Source organism: Streptosporangium amethystogenes (genome assembly GCF_000721075.1).
Taxonomy (GTDB): domain Bacteria; phylum Actinomycetota; class Actinomycetes; order Streptosporangiales; family Streptosporangiaceae; genus Streptosporangium; species Streptosporangium amethystogenes.
Genome location: NZ_JOEQ01000014.1, coordinates 149,242 through 163,890, shown reverse-complemented (window position 1 = coordinate 163,890; position 14,649 = coordinate 149,242). Strand labels below are relative to the sequence as shown.

Genomic DNA, 14,649 nt, shown 5'->3' with positions numbered 1-14,649 from the left:
CGCGAGCTCGTCGCGGTGGGCGTACATCAGCTCACGGAAGCGGAACAGCACCCCCGCCCGCCGGGTCAGCGAGGTGTCCCGCCAGGCGGGCCAGGCCGCAACAGCGGCGGCCACGGCCGCGTCGACCTCGGCGGTTGAGGCCAGGTGGACCTGTCCCGCCACCTCTCCCGCCGCCGGGTTGAAGATCTCGCCGAGTCGCGCCGAAGGCGTGCTCCCGGCGTCACGGGGGGAGTCCTCGGTGGGGACTCCGTTGATCCAATGAGGGATGTTCTTCATTTCTTGCTCCTTTTGCGCCTGCGGCGCGACGGCGAGGATCGGCATCCGCGGTTCGGGGCCCGATCTCATGACCTACGCATGGGAGCCGAGGGCCAGTTTCACCACGTCGGCGACGGCTCCGTCCGAGCAGGCCCCGACCACGACATCGGCCACCGCACGGACCTGCGGGTGGCCGTCGCCGACCGCGGCCCCGAGTCCGGCCGTCATGATCATGTCGATGTCGTTGGGGTTGTCGCCGACGGCCGCGATCTGCTCCAGCGGTACGCCCCTGGAGGCGGCCAGCTCGCGGAGCGCGGTGCCCTTGGTCGCGCCCTCGGCCAGCACCTCCAGATAGGTCGCCTCAGATCGAACCGTGATGGTTCCTGGAATATCCAGTTCGGGAAGCCGATCGCCGATCAGCATGCATTTGGTGATCTCGCCGGGGGGCAGTGCCGACCAGTCGCCCGGATCGTGCAGGATGATTCCGTCGCGCCGGGCGTAATCCCGCAGTTCGGGCACGTCGTGGACGGCCAGTGCCTCGCCGCCGGAGAACGCCACCGGGTAGACGCCCCGCGGGAGTTCTTCGAACAGGTCGAGCAGCGCCTTCCACGCGTTCACCGGCAGGTGGCGGGAGCGCAGCACGGCTCCGGTGCCGAGATCCACGGTACGGGCGCCGTTGTAGAGGATCGCCGCCCCGGTGAGGCCCAGCTCCTCGTAGTAGCGGAGGGCTGACAGCTCCATCCGCCCGGTCGCGATGACCACCTCTCCGCCTGAGGCCATGAAGCGGCGGAGCGCGTCCCGGCTGGAGGGCACCATGGCCAGGTCGCGACCGACGAGCGTTCCGTCCAGGTCGGTGACGATCCAGCGGATCACGAGGCGGTCCTCGCTGTGGAGACCTCGGCCATCACGGAGCCGGCGAGGTCGAATCCGCCGACGCAGGCGAGATAGCCGCCGGGGGTGAAGATGCTGCCGGACAGCGGGATGTAGATGCCCCCGGCCTGCTTCACCAGGAGCGAGCCGGCCGTCACGTCCCAGGCGTTGACGTACGTGCCGTAGGCGACGTCGGACCACCCGGCGGCGACGTGCGCCAGCTTCAGCGCCGCGCTCCCCGGGCGGCGCGTGGTGGCGAAGGAGTTGACCATCCGGGCGAAGCGATGCAGCGCCACCTCTCCCTCCGCGGCCAGGTCGCGCGGGGAGGGGTAGCTCGACAGCAGCACCGCCTCCCGGTCCGTGCGCGCGCCGGTGCTGCGGATCGGCGCGCCGTTGTAGAAGGCCCCGCCGAGTGAGGCGGTGAACTCGTCGTCGCGGACGGGGTCGTAGATGACGCCCGCCACCACCTCGCCGTCGACGACCGCTCCGATGGAGGTGCAGAAGAACGGCAGGCCGGCGGCGAAGTTCGCGGTGCCGTCGATGGGGTCGACGTACCAGCTGATGTCGCCTTCACCTCGGGCGCCGTCCTCCTCTCCCACCACGACGCTGCCCGGGCACAGCCGGTCCAGGACCTCGCGGATACGCTCCTCGGCCGCCTTGTCGTGCTCGGTCACCGGGTCGTGGAAGTCGCGCTTGGTCTTCACCTCGGGCCGGGAACGGAAGGCCTCCCTGAGCCGGTCGCCGACCGCTCTGGCCGCCTCGACCGCGATGGCGGTCAAATCACGCGAGGTGTTCAGGTCCATGTCTCCTCCAGGAGGCTCAGCAGGCCGCGCGGGTCCTCGACTGTCGCCTGAGGGCGCTCCCGCACTTTGTAGGGGATCTTCTCGGTGCTCCCGGAGACCATCAGGATGGTGGCCCCCACCCGAGCACGGGCTCCGCAGACCACGTCGCGGTCGTAGTTGTCGCCGACGTACCAGGTCTCCGCGGGCTCGACGCCCAGGGCCCGGCAGGCGATCCAGATCATCTCCGGATTGGGTTTGCGGATGCCGACCTCGTCGCTGTAGACCTGCACGGCCACCTGGCGGTCGAGGCCGTTGAGGGCCATGTAGTCGCGGTGGACGGCCCCGCACAGGGCGTTGCTGACGACCGCGGGCGTGACGCCGTGCGTCCAGCAGGCGGCCAGCAGCTCCTGTAGGGCGGGCCGGGTCTTGCGGTCGCTGCGCAGCTCACCCATCCGCCTGCAGAGCGGGGTCGCCTCGGCGATCACCAGTGAGCGGGCCTGCTCCGGCCAGTCGCCCGCGACGTAGTCGGCCCAGAACCCGCGGTGCGTCATCTCCGCCGGGGCGAACTGACGGGAGGTGGAGTCCTTCCAGTACTTGTCGGCGCGCGCGCCCGCCAGGATGTCGTTCTCCACATCGTCGAGGCCGAGGCCGTGGAAGCCGGCCCTGGTGAGGAGCTCGTGCACCTCCGTGGCGAGTTCGGCCGCCCACGACGGACGCCGGGCGGTCTCCACGATCACCCCGCCGAAGTCCAGCAGCAACGCCTTGGGCCGGATCACGCGCCGACCCCCGTCCTGTCCCAGGCGGGGATGCGCATGCCGTCCGCGCCGAACAGGTGCACCTGGTCGGTCCAGCAGGTCAGCACCTCGCCGGCGGCGGCCTCGACCGGCGTATAGGAGAGCGCGTACAGCTCGGTGTCCAGGACGCGCAGCCGTACGGTCCAGGAGGAGCCCGCCGGCAGCACGGCCTCGACGGTGGCCTCCTCGGACCAGACGGAATGGGGTGGCGAACCGAGGCGCAGTGCCTCGGGGCGGATACCGACGGCGGCGGGGGCGATGTCCTGCCCGGCGCGGGACTCGACGAAGCGCATCAGCGAGCCGGCCAGACCGGTGGGAGTGGAGCCGATCTCGACGATCGCCATCGGCGGGCTGCCGACGAACTCGGCGACGAACCGGTTGGCGGGCCTGGCGTACATCTCCATCGGGGGGGCCAGCTGCTGTAGCTCGCCCTCGTTCATGACCGCGACGTCGGTGGCCATGGTGAGTGCCTCCAGCTGGTCGTGGGTGACGAAGACGATCGTCGCCTTGGACTCCTCGTGGATGCGTTTGAGCTCGGCGCGCATCTCCAACCGGAGCCGGGCGTCGAGGTTGGACAGTGGCTCGTCGAGCAGCAGCACCGTGGGGTTGATCGCCAGCATCCTGGCCAGCGCGACACGCTGCTGCTGACCACCGGACAGCTGGGAGGGGTAGCGGTCCATGGCGGCGTCGACGTGGACCATCTGCAGTGCCAACTCCGCCTTGGCCCGCCGCTCGGGAGCGGGCACCTTGCGCATCCGCAGGCCGAACTCGACGTTCTCGCGTACCGACAGGTGAGGCCAGAGGGCGTAGTTCTGGAAGACCAGCCCCATGCCGCGCTTCTCCGGCGGGACGTAGAGTCCCTGCTCGACGGAGTCGAGGACCCTGTCGCCGACGGCGATGGTGCCGCCGGTTGGCTGCTCAAGCCCGGCGATCATCCGCAGCGTGGTCGTCTTGCCGCAGCCGGAGGGGCCCAGCAGGCACATGAACGCGCCGTCGGGGACGGTCAGGTCGAGGTTCTTCACAGCGTAGTCGCCACCGCCGTAGCTCTTGGCGATTCCGCTCAGGGTGATGTTCGGCATCTATCCTCCTAGGCCGGACGCCAGGCTGCTCTTGGTCAGACGCTGGGTCAGGTAGGTCATGGTGAAGGAGACCAAGGCGATCATGAGGACGACCGCGTTGGCGAGCTGGGTGTATCCGTAGTCCACCAGGCCGATCGACAGGGTGGTGAGGAGCTGTGTCCCGGTGGTGGTCAGCATGATGACGATGCTGAGCTCCTTGAGCCCGGAGATGAACGGCAACACGATTCCGGTGACGAGGGCGCCCTTCTGGATCGGGAAGATGATCCGCCGCATCCGCTGCCACCAGGAGGCGCCGGCGATCTGCGCGGCCTCCTCCGGTTCGCGGCCGAGTTGCATCATCGCCGCGATGCCCGAGCGCGAGCTGTACGGCAGGTGCGTTACGGCCATCACCAGGATCAGCAGGAACGTCGTCCCGTACAGCGCGGGGATCGGTCCCCTGGCGACGGCGAACAGCGACAGCGAGGCGGCCGCGAACGCGATGCCGGGGATGAGGTAGGGCAGGAAGGAGACCTGGCGGAGGAACGCGGCGACGCGCGGCGCCGTTCCGCGCACCACGACGTACCCGACCAGCAGGCCGGCGACCGCGCAGATCAGCGAGGCCAGGCCGACGATGCGCAGCGAGTTCCAGGCGGCCTCCCACAGTTCGGAACCGCGGAAGACGCCGTGCGGGAAGCCGACCGCTCCGGGCAGCTTTTCGGCGAACCAGTAGTCGAGGGTGAAGGTCGACAGGTCCAGGGGCGTGCGGGTGACCGTGGAGACCAGAAGCGTCAGGACCGGGACGAGGACGCTCACCACGAAGACCACCACGCCGAGCGCGAAGGCGGGCCAGCGCCAGCGGCGCAGATCGCCCAGCCGGTCCATCGCCCCCTTGCCGCCCACGGTGACGAACCGGCGGTGCTCGCGCATCATCCGGGTGTCGACGAGGACGATCAGTACTCCGATGATCACGATCACGGTGGCGAGTACGGAGGCCACGCCGGTGCTGCGGTCGCGGATCGACTGGAAGAGCCCGGTGGACAGCACCCGGTAGTCGGCCGGCAGACCGAGCACGTAGGGCGTGCCGAACGTGCCGAGCACCCGGCCGACCACCAGCAGCACGGCCGAGGACAGCGCCGGGAGCATCAGCGGCACCACGATCCGCCGGATGACGGTCCGCTGCGGGGCACCGAGGATCCGTGCGGAGTCCTCCAGCTGCGCGTCGATGCGGCGCAGCGCGTTCCCGACCAGGAGCAGCACGAACGGGTAGTAGTGCAGCCCCAGGGTGATGATGATCGGTACCGCGCCGTAGGCGAGCCAGTCGGGTGTCCGGATGCCCTGGGCCTGCAGGAAACCGACCTGCCCGGCGGCGCGCTCGTTCTTGAACAGCGACAGCCAGGCCAGGGAGAAGGTCCACGACGGCAGCATGTAGGGGACCACCAGGGCACCGGCGAGCCACTTGCGCCCGGGCACGTTGGTCCTGGTCACCAGCCAGGCCATGCCGCCCCCGAGGAACAGCGCGAACAGGGTGGTGCCTACCGCGATCACCAGCGTGTTGAGCAGCGGCTCCCAGAACAGCAGGCCGCTGATCTGGGAGCGGAACACCCGCCACAGGTAGTAGCCGGTCCATTCGCCGGGCTGTTGCCCGGCGTGCACGTCGTCGCCGTACTGCAGGCGGAAGGCGTCCGACAGCACCGCGATCAGCGGTGCCACGACGAGGTAGGCGAGCAGGATGACGAGGATCAGCCCGAGCGCGGCGGTCGGATCGTGACGCAGCACGCGGAGCCGGTACACCAGCCTGCGCCGCCTCGGGGGAGGTGGCGGCGTCTCCGCCTTGGTGAGAAGAGCCATGGGTACTTCCTTCAGGGGGTTCACAGGACCGGCGCGGTGCGTGGTCCGTCAGCTTCCTCAGTGGCTTCGCTTGAGCATCGCGTCGGCGAGCGTGTCGGCGGCCTCGCCGAGCCGCCGGCCCACGGCGTCCAGGCGCGACAGTAACTCGCGTTCACGCAGGGTGTTCATCTCCAGCGGCCCGGTGAACAGCTCGGTGAGCCGGGTCTGGTAGAGCTGGCGGACCCGGCTGCAGGCCTTGCGCGTGGCCAGCACGGCCACGGTGACCGAGCCGGGATCGTCGATCATCTTCAGGACGGCGTTCTCCAGCTCATCGAGGCCGTCGCTCACCATCTGCAGCGGCTCGACGGCGAAGCTGAGATCCTCCGGCCCGAAAAGGTCGGTCTCGCGCACGTAGTCGCGCAGGTGGTCCAGCACGTCGTCGATCGATCGGGAGAGCCGGAACAGGTCCTCCCGGTCGATGGGGGTCGCCAGCACCCGCCGCAGAACGCGTACCAGCTCGGCCCGCGCCTCGTCGCCCTCATGTTCCACCTCGGTCATCCGGGTGCGGGCGGCCGATCGCCCGATCGTGCCGGAGGCGGTCGAGCGGGCCAGTACGGCTCCGGCGCGGGCGACGGCGACCTGTTTGCGGACCAGCTCGACGACCCGCCGTCCGGATCGGCCGCGAAGGTCGTCCCAGGCCCGCGCGAACCGCCGGGCGCGACCGCCTGCGCCGCTCACAGCAGCCTCATCGCGAGCCCGGCCAAGCCGCCCAGGGCCATTGACGACGGCAGCGTGACCAGCCATGCCGTACCCATGTTCACGACGCTCTGCCATCGCACCCTCCTGGCTCCTTCGCTTGCCGCCACGCCGACGACTCCGGCTGTGATGGACTGGGTCATGCTCACCGGGCTTCCCAGGGCCGAACTGCCGAGGACGGCGCCGGTGGCCGCCGTCTCGGCCGAGACGATGTGCAGCGGCCGGGTGATGACCAGGCCGCGGCCCAGTCGCTCTCCCACGCGGGTGAGACTGGTCAGGGATCCGGCGATGAACAGCGCCACGAGGACGGCCATCCACACCGGCGGGACCTCGATGGGTCCGACCCCGCCCAGTCCGTCGCGGCCCACGTTCAACGCGACGCTGACCACCGCGATCATCTTCTGGCCGTCGTTCACCGCGTACGCCACGCACTGGGCCGTGTAGGCCAGCAGATGGGCGGAGAGCACGAGCCGGGGCATCCGGTGGTAGGACGGCACCCGGCGCGACAGGGTTCCCAGCAGGTAGCCCAGGACCAGGCCGACCAGGGGGGCGCCCGCCCCGACGGCCAGGACGGTGCCCAGGCTCCGCCACGACACCGGCAGTCCCGCGCCGAGCCCCGCGCCGCTGATGCCGCCGATAACCGCGAGCGTCAGGCTGGTCGGCAGCCCTCTGCCGGTCAGCACCGCGACCACGATCACCGCGGTCACCACCCCGGCCAGGAACGCCGTCGCTCCGCCGCTCGTGCCGAGCCCCGCCAGCCTCTCGGTGAAGGTCCGCGCGACCGACACCCCCAGCACGTACGGCCCGGCGAAGAGCGCCACCATGAGAAGCGCGGCGATCGCCCATCCCGGCGAGCGGGGGAATCTGAGCCCCAGCCCGAGCAGGGTGGCTCCGTCATTGGCCCCGCTGACCAGCACGAAGAGGATCGCCATCGCGGCGAACGCGGGCGTCCAGCCCATCACAGGTAGGGCCGCTGATCGCGTTTGGCCTCGTCGTAGTGTTCCCGTGCGGCCCGGGTCTGGGCCAGTTCCGACACCTCGGCGATCGGGACGTCCCACCAGGCCTGGGCGCCGGGTCCGCCGCCGGGGACGGTCTCGACGTAGACGACCGTGGTGCGCTCGGACGCCACCGCCTTGGCCAGCGCGGCGCGCAGTGCCTCCGGATCGCCGGCGCGCAGCACGTCGGCGCCGAGGCTGGCCGCGTTGGCCGCCAGGTCCACGGGAAGCCGCTCGCCGTCCAGCTCTCCTTCCGAGCCGCGCATCCGGTAGGCGGTGCCGAGCCGCAGGGCCCCCACCGACTCGCTGAGGTCGCCGATCGAGGCGAAGCCGTGGTTGTTCACCAGGACGATCACGAGCTTGACGCCCTCCTGCACGGCGGTGGCGATCTCCTGGGCCATCATCAGATAGGAGCCGTCGCCGACCAGCACGAACACCTCGCGCTCCGGGTCCGCGAGCTTCACCCCGAGCCCTCCGGCGATCTCGTAACCCATGCAGGAGTAGCCGTACTCCACGTGGTAGCCCTTGGGGTCCCGGGCCCGCCACAGCCGGTGCAGGTCACCCGGCATGGACCCGGCCGCGTTGACGACCACGCCGTCCTCGGCGATCTCGTTGAGGATGCCGAGCACGACCGGCTGGGTCAGCTCCGTCCCGGCGTAGCTCTGGCTGATCTCGGCCTGCCAGCCGGCGGCCAGGGCGGCCGCCTGACGGGTCCACTCGGGGTCGGCCCGCCAGTCCGTCTGGTCGAGGGCGCGCAGCGCCTCGCGGGCGTCGGCGACGAGCATCGCACCGGAGTTCTTGGCCGCGTCGAAGGCGGTGACGTTGACGTTGAGGAACCGGGCCTGGCCGAAGAGGGTCCGGGAGGCGGTGGTGAAGTCGTTGTAGCGGGTCCCGATGCCGATGACCAGGTCCGCCTCCCTGGCCAGGGTGTTGGCGGCGGCGGTGCCGGTGTGGCCGATCGCGCCGACCGCGCACGGGTGGTCGTACGGCAGCGAGCCCTTGCCCGCCTGGGTCTCGGCCACCGGCACGCCGTGGTTCTCCGCGAAGCGGAGCAGTTCGGCGCAGGCCCGGCTGTAGGCGACCCCGCCTCCGGCGACGATCAGCGGCCTGCGCGAGCCGCGGATGAGCTCGAGCGCCCTGGCCAGCGCGGCGGGCTCGGGCACCGGCCGGGCCACGTGCCACACTCGCCGGGAGAACAGCTCCTCGGGCCAGTCGTAGGCCTCGGCCTGCACGTCCTGGGGGAGCGCCAGGGTGACCGCGCCGGTCTCGGCCGGGTCGGTCAACACCCGCATCGCGGCCAGCAGGGCGGACGGCAACTGCTCGGGCCGGTTGATCCGGTCGAAGAAGCGGCTGACCGGGCGCAGCGCGTCGTTGACCGTCACGTCGTAGGAGCGGGGGTCCTCCAGTTCCTGCAGTACCGGGCCGGCGACCCGGGTGGCGAAGACGTCGCCGGGCAGCAGCAGCACCGGGAGCCGGTTGATGGTGGCCAGCGCCGCGCCGGTGACCAGGTTGGTGGCGCCGGGGCCGATGGAGGTGGTGCAGGCGAAGGTGGAGAGCCGGTCGCGTGTGCGGGCGTAGCCGACGGCGGTGTGCACCATGGCCTGCTCGTTGCGGGCCAGGTAGTACGGCAGCGCGTCGCCGGTGCCCGCGCCCTGCTCGGCCAGGGCCTGGCCGACGCCCGCCACGTTGCCGTGGCCGAAGATGCCGAAGACGCCCGCGATCAGCCGCTGCTCGACGCCGTCGCGCTCCGCCCACTGGTTCGCCAGGAACCGCACCAGCGCCTGAGCCACCGTGAGCCTCATGAGGTACCTCCAGGGAATTCGCGCCCGGCGTCCGCGACGCGACGCGAGACACGGGGGTCGACCGGCTGATCCGCCCAGGAAGAGCGGATCCACGCGTGCCGGGGGTCGTCACAGAAGGCCATGGACCGCTGCTCGGCGGGTCCGGCCAGCACGTTCAGGTAGTACAGGTCGTAGCCGGGGGCGGCCATCGAGGGGCCGTGGTAGCCGTGCGGGACGAGTACCACGTCTCCGCCGCTCACCTCGGCCAGGGTGTCGTGCGTGCCGTACACCCGCTGGTAGCCGGGGCCGCCCTCGAAGTAGTAGATCTCCTCCAGTACGGCCTCGTGCTCGGAGGCCGTGTCGTGCTTGTGCGGCGGGTAGGACGACCAGTTCCCACCGGGGGTGAGCACCTCGACCGCGACGAGCTTGTCGCAGTCGAAGGCGTCCGGCGCGCAGAAGTTGTTGACCTGGCGGCTGGCCTGCCCGGCGCCGCGCACCTCCACCGGAACCTGCTCCGCCGGGCCGTACCGGACCGGGAAGTGCCGGGTCGCCCGAGCCGAGGGAAGCGCGATGCGACCGTGGCCGGTGATCACCGCGGACGTGTCGATCGGCAGGTAGGCGAAGTCGGTCACCGCGTCGAAGACCGACGTACGCCCGGACAGCGACAGTTGCCGGCCGTCCGCGGTGACCTCGCACGAACCCGACAGCGGCAGGACCAGCATCTCCTCCCGGCCGGTGGAGAAGTGCACCGGGTGGTCCGGCAGATCGATCACCCGCAGGCCGGCGTAGGTCCAGCCCGCCGACTCGGGGGTGATCTCCACTGCCCACGGGGGCGAGGCGGCGGTGCCGTGGGGGATGTGTGTCACGACGACTCCAGCAGGCTCGCCGCGGTGTCCACGGCCGCCGCGACGTCGTCACCCGGCGGGTAGAGCAGCGCCCGGCCGACGACCAGGCCACGTACGCCGGGCAGCCGCAGTGCCTTGCTCCAGGAGCCGAAGACATGGTCGGGCGCCTTGTCGGGGTCACCTCCGAGCAGCAGCGTCGGCAGCGTCGTGGCCTCCATGACCCGATCCATCCCCTCGACCACCGGGATCTTCAGCCAGGTACGGGCGGAGGTCGCGCCGAGCCCCTGGCCGACGTTGATGGCGTGGATCATCGCCTCCGGCGACAGATCGTGCCTCACCACGCCGTTGACCCGCCTGGACCAGAACGGCTCGATCATCGCCATCAGCCCGTGACTGGCCAGCCGGGTGACGGCGTGCCCGCAACTCGCCAGCGTGGCGGCGGTCGAGGCGTCCTCCAGTGCGATCCTGCACAGCATCTTGCCGCCGTCGAAACCCATCGCCGCGATCGACTCGGCGTCGTAGGCGGTGAAGCGGTCGTCGAACTCGAACACCGATCCCTGCACGCCGCCGCGGTTCATCGAACCGATCACGATCTTGTCGTCGAGCGCGCCGAGCAGCAGCAGGTCCTCGACGATGTCGGGCGTGGCCAGCAGCCCGTCCACACCGGGCCTGGCCAGAGCGGTCATGAGCCGATCCAGCAGACCGGCACGGCTCTCCATCGCCATCGGCTCACTGCCGACACCGAGCGAGCCCCGCGCCGGGTGGTCGGCCGCGATGATCAGCAGCTGGTCACGACCGGTCGGCAACGACCTGCGCCTGCGCTTGGCGGCGGCCTCGGTCACCCGCTCCGGATGCCAGGCTCGGTCGTCGAGCAACCGCCGGTAGTCCTCTTCACGCATGCGCGGCGTCCCCTTTCGGAAATCCGTATGACAGGACGTTCTCGACCTCGTCCACGCTGGGCATGGCGGGAGCACAGGCCAGTCGGCCGGCCACGATCGCCCCGGCCACGTTGGCGAACCTCAGTATCCGCTCCAGCGGCCAGCCCTCCAGCAGGCCGTGGCAGAGCGCCCCGCCGAAGGCGTCGCCCGCACCAAGCCCGTTGACGACCTCGACCTTCACCGGCGGCACCTCCACCGTCTCGGTGGCGGTCATGCCGAGCACCCCGCCCGGGCCCTGCTTGACGATCGCCAGCTCGACCCCGGCCTCCAGTAGCGCCCGGCCCGCCTCGTGGGGCTTGCGGGTGCCGGTGGCCACCTCGGCCTCCTCCAGGTTGCCGACCGCGACGGTGACCTGTTCGAGCGCCGCGCGTACCTGGTGACGGGCCTCGCGTTCGTCCGGCCAGAACATCGGCCGGTAGTCCAGGTCCAGCACCGTGTTCGGCACCCGCCCTCGGGCCCGCCAGGCGGCCAGGTGCGCGCTGCGCGACGGTTCCGCCGACAGCCCGGTCACGGTCGTCCAGAACACCCCCGCGGACGCGATCGCCGCGAGATCCAGCTCTTCGGGGAGGATCTCCAGGTCGGGAGCCTTGGGATAGCGGTAGAAGTAGAGCGGGAAGTCGTCCGGGGGCAGGATCTCGCAGAACGTCACCGGTGTGGGCAGACCGGGCACCTCGGTCACGTGGTGGTCGTCGACGCCGTAGGCGCGCAGCGCGTCGTGGACGAACAGGCCGAACGGGTCGGCCCCGGTCCTGGTGATCACCGCGCTGGAGCGACCCAGCCGGGCGGCGGCCACGGCCACGTTGGTCGGGCTGCCGCCCAGGTATTTGCCGAAGGTCTCCACCTCCCGCAGCGACACCCCGACCTGGAGCGGGTAGATGTCCACTCCGACCCGGCCCATCGTCAGCACCTCGGCGGGCACGCTCACCTGAGGCCTCCGAGATAGGCCAGGCTGGTGCGGACATCCTCCATCGGGTTCGCGTCCTCGGAGTCGAGGACGACGTCCTGCTCCAGCACGTACCAACCGGGATAGCCGGCCGCGGTCAGGCCGGTGACGATGCCCGCCACATCGACGTCGCCCTGGCCGAGCGGGCGGTAGATCCCCGCCCGCACGGCCTGGGTGTAGGTGAGAGCGCCCGTCCGGACCCGCTCGGCGAGGGCTGCCTCGACGTCCTTGAGGTGGACGTGGGCGATCCGCTCGGAAGCCCTGCGGACGATGTCCAGCGGGTCGGTGCCGCCGATGAGCAGGTGACCGGTGTCCAGGCAGAGTGCGACGCCGCAGCCGTCGAGGATCCGGTCCACCTCCTCGCTGGTCTCGATCATGGTTCCGACGTGCGGATGCAGGGTGACCGGGCGAGCCGTCTCATGACGGATCCGCTCCAGATTGGTCAGGAGCGTGCGCCAGCCCTCCGCGTCCAGTGCGGGGCGCGTGTCGTAGCCGTCCACGCCGGTGGCGGCGGCCAGAACGGCTACCGCCTCGTCCTCGAAGGGGGCCAGCGTGGCCCGCAGGCCCGGCAGCGGGTCGTGGGCGGGGTCGTGCAGGACCACGGGGACGAAGCCGCCCACGGCGCGCAGGTTGTAGCGGTCAAGGAGACGGGCGCGGTGGCCGGGATCGGCGGGCAGAAAGCCGTCGGGGCCCAGTTCGGTGGCCGTCAGGTTCATCTCGGCCATCTCGGTCAGCACCCGCTCGGCGGGCAGCTGGTACCCCCAGCCGGGTACCTCGCAGACCCCCCAGGAGATCGGTGCGGCGGCGATCCTCACTTCGTCACCTCCAGGAGGCGGATCGGCCGTCCCTCGCGGAGCGACAGATCGGCCGCCTCGGCGAGGTAGAGCGCGGACAGGGCGTCTTGGACCGTGCAAGGGCTCTCGCGCTCACCTCGCGCCATCGCCAGGAACGCGTGCATCTCCGCGATGTACGCGGCGTCGAACCTGGCCTGGAAGTCCGGCCACGGGTCTCCGCCCGGGTCGAAGCCCTCGGTCGAGCGCAGCGGGGTCCGGGCACCGAGTCCCGCCGCCCAGGTGGCACGGGTTCCGGCCAGTTCCATCCGCACGTCGTATCCGGCGCCGTTGTAGCGGGAGCCCTGCAGTGTGACCAGCGTGCCGTCGTCCATGGTCATCAGAGCGGCGCTGTTGTCGACGTCTCCGGCCTCGGTGAAGAAGGCCTCGCCCCGGTTGGAGCCGGTCGCGTAGACGGTGTCCACCTCACGGCCGGTGACCCAGCGCAGGATGTCGAAGTCGTGGATGTGGCAGTCGCGGAAGATGCCACCGGACAGCGCGACGTACTCGGCGGCCGGGGGCTTCGGATCGGCGGTCAACAGGTGGACCCGGTGCAGTTCGCCAAGCTCACCATCGCGCAGCGCCTCGCGTGCGGCGATGTAACCGGCGTCGAAGCGCCGCTGAAAGCCGATGTGCACCGCGATGCCGCTACGCTTGACCGCTTCGGCGACCCGCCGGGTCTCCGCCACGGTCGGGGCCGCGGGTTTCTCGCAGAACGCCGGCACTCCCAGGTCGGATGCCCGCAGCAGTGCCTCCGCATGGGTGGAGGTCGGGGTCGCGATCACCACCGCGTCCGCGTCGAAGGGATCTCCGACCCGGGCCTTGAGCCGTCCCGCCACCTCCTCGGCTCTGGTGTCATCCACGTCGGAGACGACGAGGTCGTCGACGAGAGTCGAGAGGGTGGCGGCATGGAACATGCCTATCCGGCCCAGGCCTAGCAAACCCACACGCATGGCGGCTCCTTGTGACAGGGGCCTCCAGTTCTAGATGAACGACAGGTAAACCGTCAATAGTTTGTCCTGACATTCTGACTAGCTATCATCATCACTATGATGGAGCCGGAAGGGATGACGTGCTCAGCGCTCCACGAGGGTGACCTCAAGGGAGTAGTGGGAGGCGCGGTAGACGTGTGAGCCGTGCTCCACGGCCCTGCCCTGGTCGTCGTAGGTCGTGCGGACCATGGTGAGCAGCGGGCAGGCGCGACGCTCGTTCAGCAGCCGCGCCTCGACCGGGGTGGCGGCACGAGCGCTGATCCGCTGGTTCGCGACCCGCATCCGGACGCCGGCCGAGCGCAGCAGCTCGTAGAGTCCGCGGGCCTCGAGTATCTCGGCCGACAGAGGCGTCAATCCCAGTGGCAGCCAGTTGTGCAGTAGTGCGAGCGGCTCTCCCAGTGCGTATCTGAGCCGCTCCACCTGGAGCACCGCGGTGCCCGGCGCGACCCCGAGGGCGTTGGCGACGCTCTCCTCGGCGGCGACCGTGTCGATGGACAGCACCTTGGTCATCGGCTTCTGCCCTGCCCTGCGCAGGTCGTCGTAGAGACTGGTGAGCTCGACCGCCCGCTTGACCTGGCCGTGTACGACCTGGGTGCCGACGCCGCGTTTGCGGACCAATAGCCCCTTGTCGACGAGGTACTGGATGGCCTGGCGGATGGTCGGGCGTGAAAGCCCCAGCTGGTCGGCGAGCTGAATCTCATTGTCGAGCCGGGAACCCGGGAGCAGCTCGCCCGTCTGGATCGCCTCCGCGATCCGCTCGGCTACCTGGAAGTAGAGGGGAACCGGGCTCGACCGGTCGAGGTCGATGTCCAATCTCGTCGCAGTCACGGTCAGATGGTATCTGACGTCAGAATGTCCTGACCAATGGCCGAATCGGGCCGCCTCGCCGGACCGTCCATCCGGTAACGAGAGTGTGTCGGATGCCCCGTTAAAGTAAGAATGTCTTGACAAGCTATTCACGTGATGTTCATTGTTGAGCCCAT

At 70.3% G+C, this 14,649-nt stretch carries 15 protein-coding genes; all 15 read right to left on the bottom strand.

Going from position 1 to position 14,649, the window contains the following annotated elements:
• On the bottom strand, positions 1-276 hold a 276-nt coding region (locus tag IG98_RS0121705; protein ID WP_030914939.1), incomplete at its 3' end, for an aldehyde dehydrogenase family protein.
• 72 nt (positions 277-348) lie between these two features.
• Positions 349-1,128, bottom strand: coding sequence for an HAD-IIB family hydrolase (locus tag IG98_RS0121700; RefSeq protein ID WP_030914936.1), 780 nt, complete (start codon positions 1,126-1,128; stop codon positions 349-351).
• Positions 1,125-1,928, bottom strand: coding sequence for an inositol monophosphatase family protein (locus tag IG98_RS0121695; protein ID WP_037970935.1), 804 nt, complete (start codon positions 1,926-1,928; stop codon positions 1,125-1,127). Before IG98_RS0121695 ends, IG98_RS0121700 begins: the two co-directional genes overlap by 4 nt.
• Complete coding sequence (locus IG98_RS0121690; protein WP_030914931.1) at positions 1,919-2,683, bottom strand: HAD family hydrolase; 765 nt, start codon at positions 2,681-2,683, stop codon at positions 1,919-1,921. Before IG98_RS0121690 ends, IG98_RS0121695 begins: the two co-directional genes overlap by 10 nt.
• Positions 2,680-3,780, bottom strand: coding sequence for an ABC transporter ATP-binding protein (locus IG98_RS0121685; RefSeq protein WP_030914928.1), 1,101 nt, complete (start codon positions 3,778-3,780; stop codon positions 2,680-2,682). The genes IG98_RS0121690 and IG98_RS0121685 overlap by 4 nt, the downstream gene beginning before the upstream one ends.
• The gene (locus IG98_RS0121680; protein ID WP_030914925.1) at positions 3,781-5,607 is read right to left on the bottom strand and encodes an ABC transporter permease; all 1,827 of its coding nucleotides are present in this window, start codon (positions 5,605-5,607) and stop codon (positions 3,781-3,783) included.
• 57 nt (positions 5,608-5,664) lie between these two features.
• A complete protein-coding gene (locus IG98_RS0121675; protein ID WP_030914922.1) occupies positions 5,665-6,324 on the bottom strand; it encodes a DUF47 domain-containing protein in 660 nt (219 codons plus the stop codon).
• Positions 6,321-7,301 carry an inorganic phosphate transporter gene (locus IG98_RS0121670; RefSeq protein WP_030914920.1) on the bottom strand — a complete coding sequence of 327 codons (981 nt, stop codon included), beginning with the start codon at positions 7,299-7,301 and terminating at the stop codon, positions 6,321-6,323. Before IG98_RS0121670 ends, IG98_RS0121675 begins: the two co-directional genes overlap by 4 nt.
• A complete protein-coding gene (iolD, locus tag IG98_RS0121665; protein ID WP_030914917.1) occupies positions 7,301-9,139 on the bottom strand; it encodes a 3D-(3,5/4)-trihydroxycyclohexane-1,2-dione acylhydrolase (decyclizing) in 1,839 nt (612 codons plus the stop codon). The genes IG98_RS0121670 and iolD overlap by 1 nt, the downstream gene beginning before the upstream one ends.
• Positions 9,136-9,984: a 5-deoxy-glucuronate isomerase gene (iolB, locus tag IG98_RS0121660; protein ID WP_030914914.1), complete on the bottom strand. Its 849-nt coding sequence runs from the start codon at positions 9,982-9,984 to the stop codon at positions 9,136-9,138. The genes iolD and iolB overlap by 4 nt, the downstream gene beginning before the upstream one ends.
• The gene (locus tag IG98_RS0121655; protein ID WP_030914911.1) at positions 9,981-10,862 is read right to left on the bottom strand and encodes a Cgl0159 family (beta/alpha)8-fold protein; all 882 of its coding nucleotides are present in this window, start codon (positions 10,860-10,862) and stop codon (positions 9,981-9,983) included. Before IG98_RS0121655 ends, iolB begins: the two co-directional genes overlap by 4 nt.
• Positions 10,855-11,826, bottom strand: coding sequence for a 5-dehydro-2-deoxygluconokinase (iolC, locus tag IG98_RS0121650; RefSeq protein ID WP_051752587.1), 972 nt, complete (start codon positions 11,824-11,826; stop codon positions 10,855-10,857). Before iolC ends, IG98_RS0121655 begins: the two co-directional genes overlap by 8 nt.
• On the bottom strand, positions 11,823-12,659 hold the full coding sequence (locus IG98_RS0121645) for a TIM barrel protein (protein ID WP_030914903.1): 837 nt from the start codon (positions 12,657-12,659) through the stop codon (positions 11,823-11,825). Before IG98_RS0121645 ends, iolC begins: the two co-directional genes overlap by 4 nt.
• A complete protein-coding gene (locus IG98_RS0121640) occupies positions 12,656-13,627 on the bottom strand; it encodes a Gfo/Idh/MocA family protein (RefSeq protein ID WP_030914898.1) in 972 nt (323 codons plus the stop codon). The genes IG98_RS0121645 and IG98_RS0121640 overlap by 4 nt, the downstream gene beginning before the upstream one ends.
• 123 nt (positions 13,628-13,750) lie before the next feature.
• Entirely contained in the window at positions 13,751-14,494 is a 744-nt protein-coding gene (locus IG98_RS0121635; protein ID WP_030914895.1) for a GntR family transcriptional regulator, read from the bottom strand.
• Between the last annotated feature and the right edge of the window lie 155 nt (positions 14,495-14,649).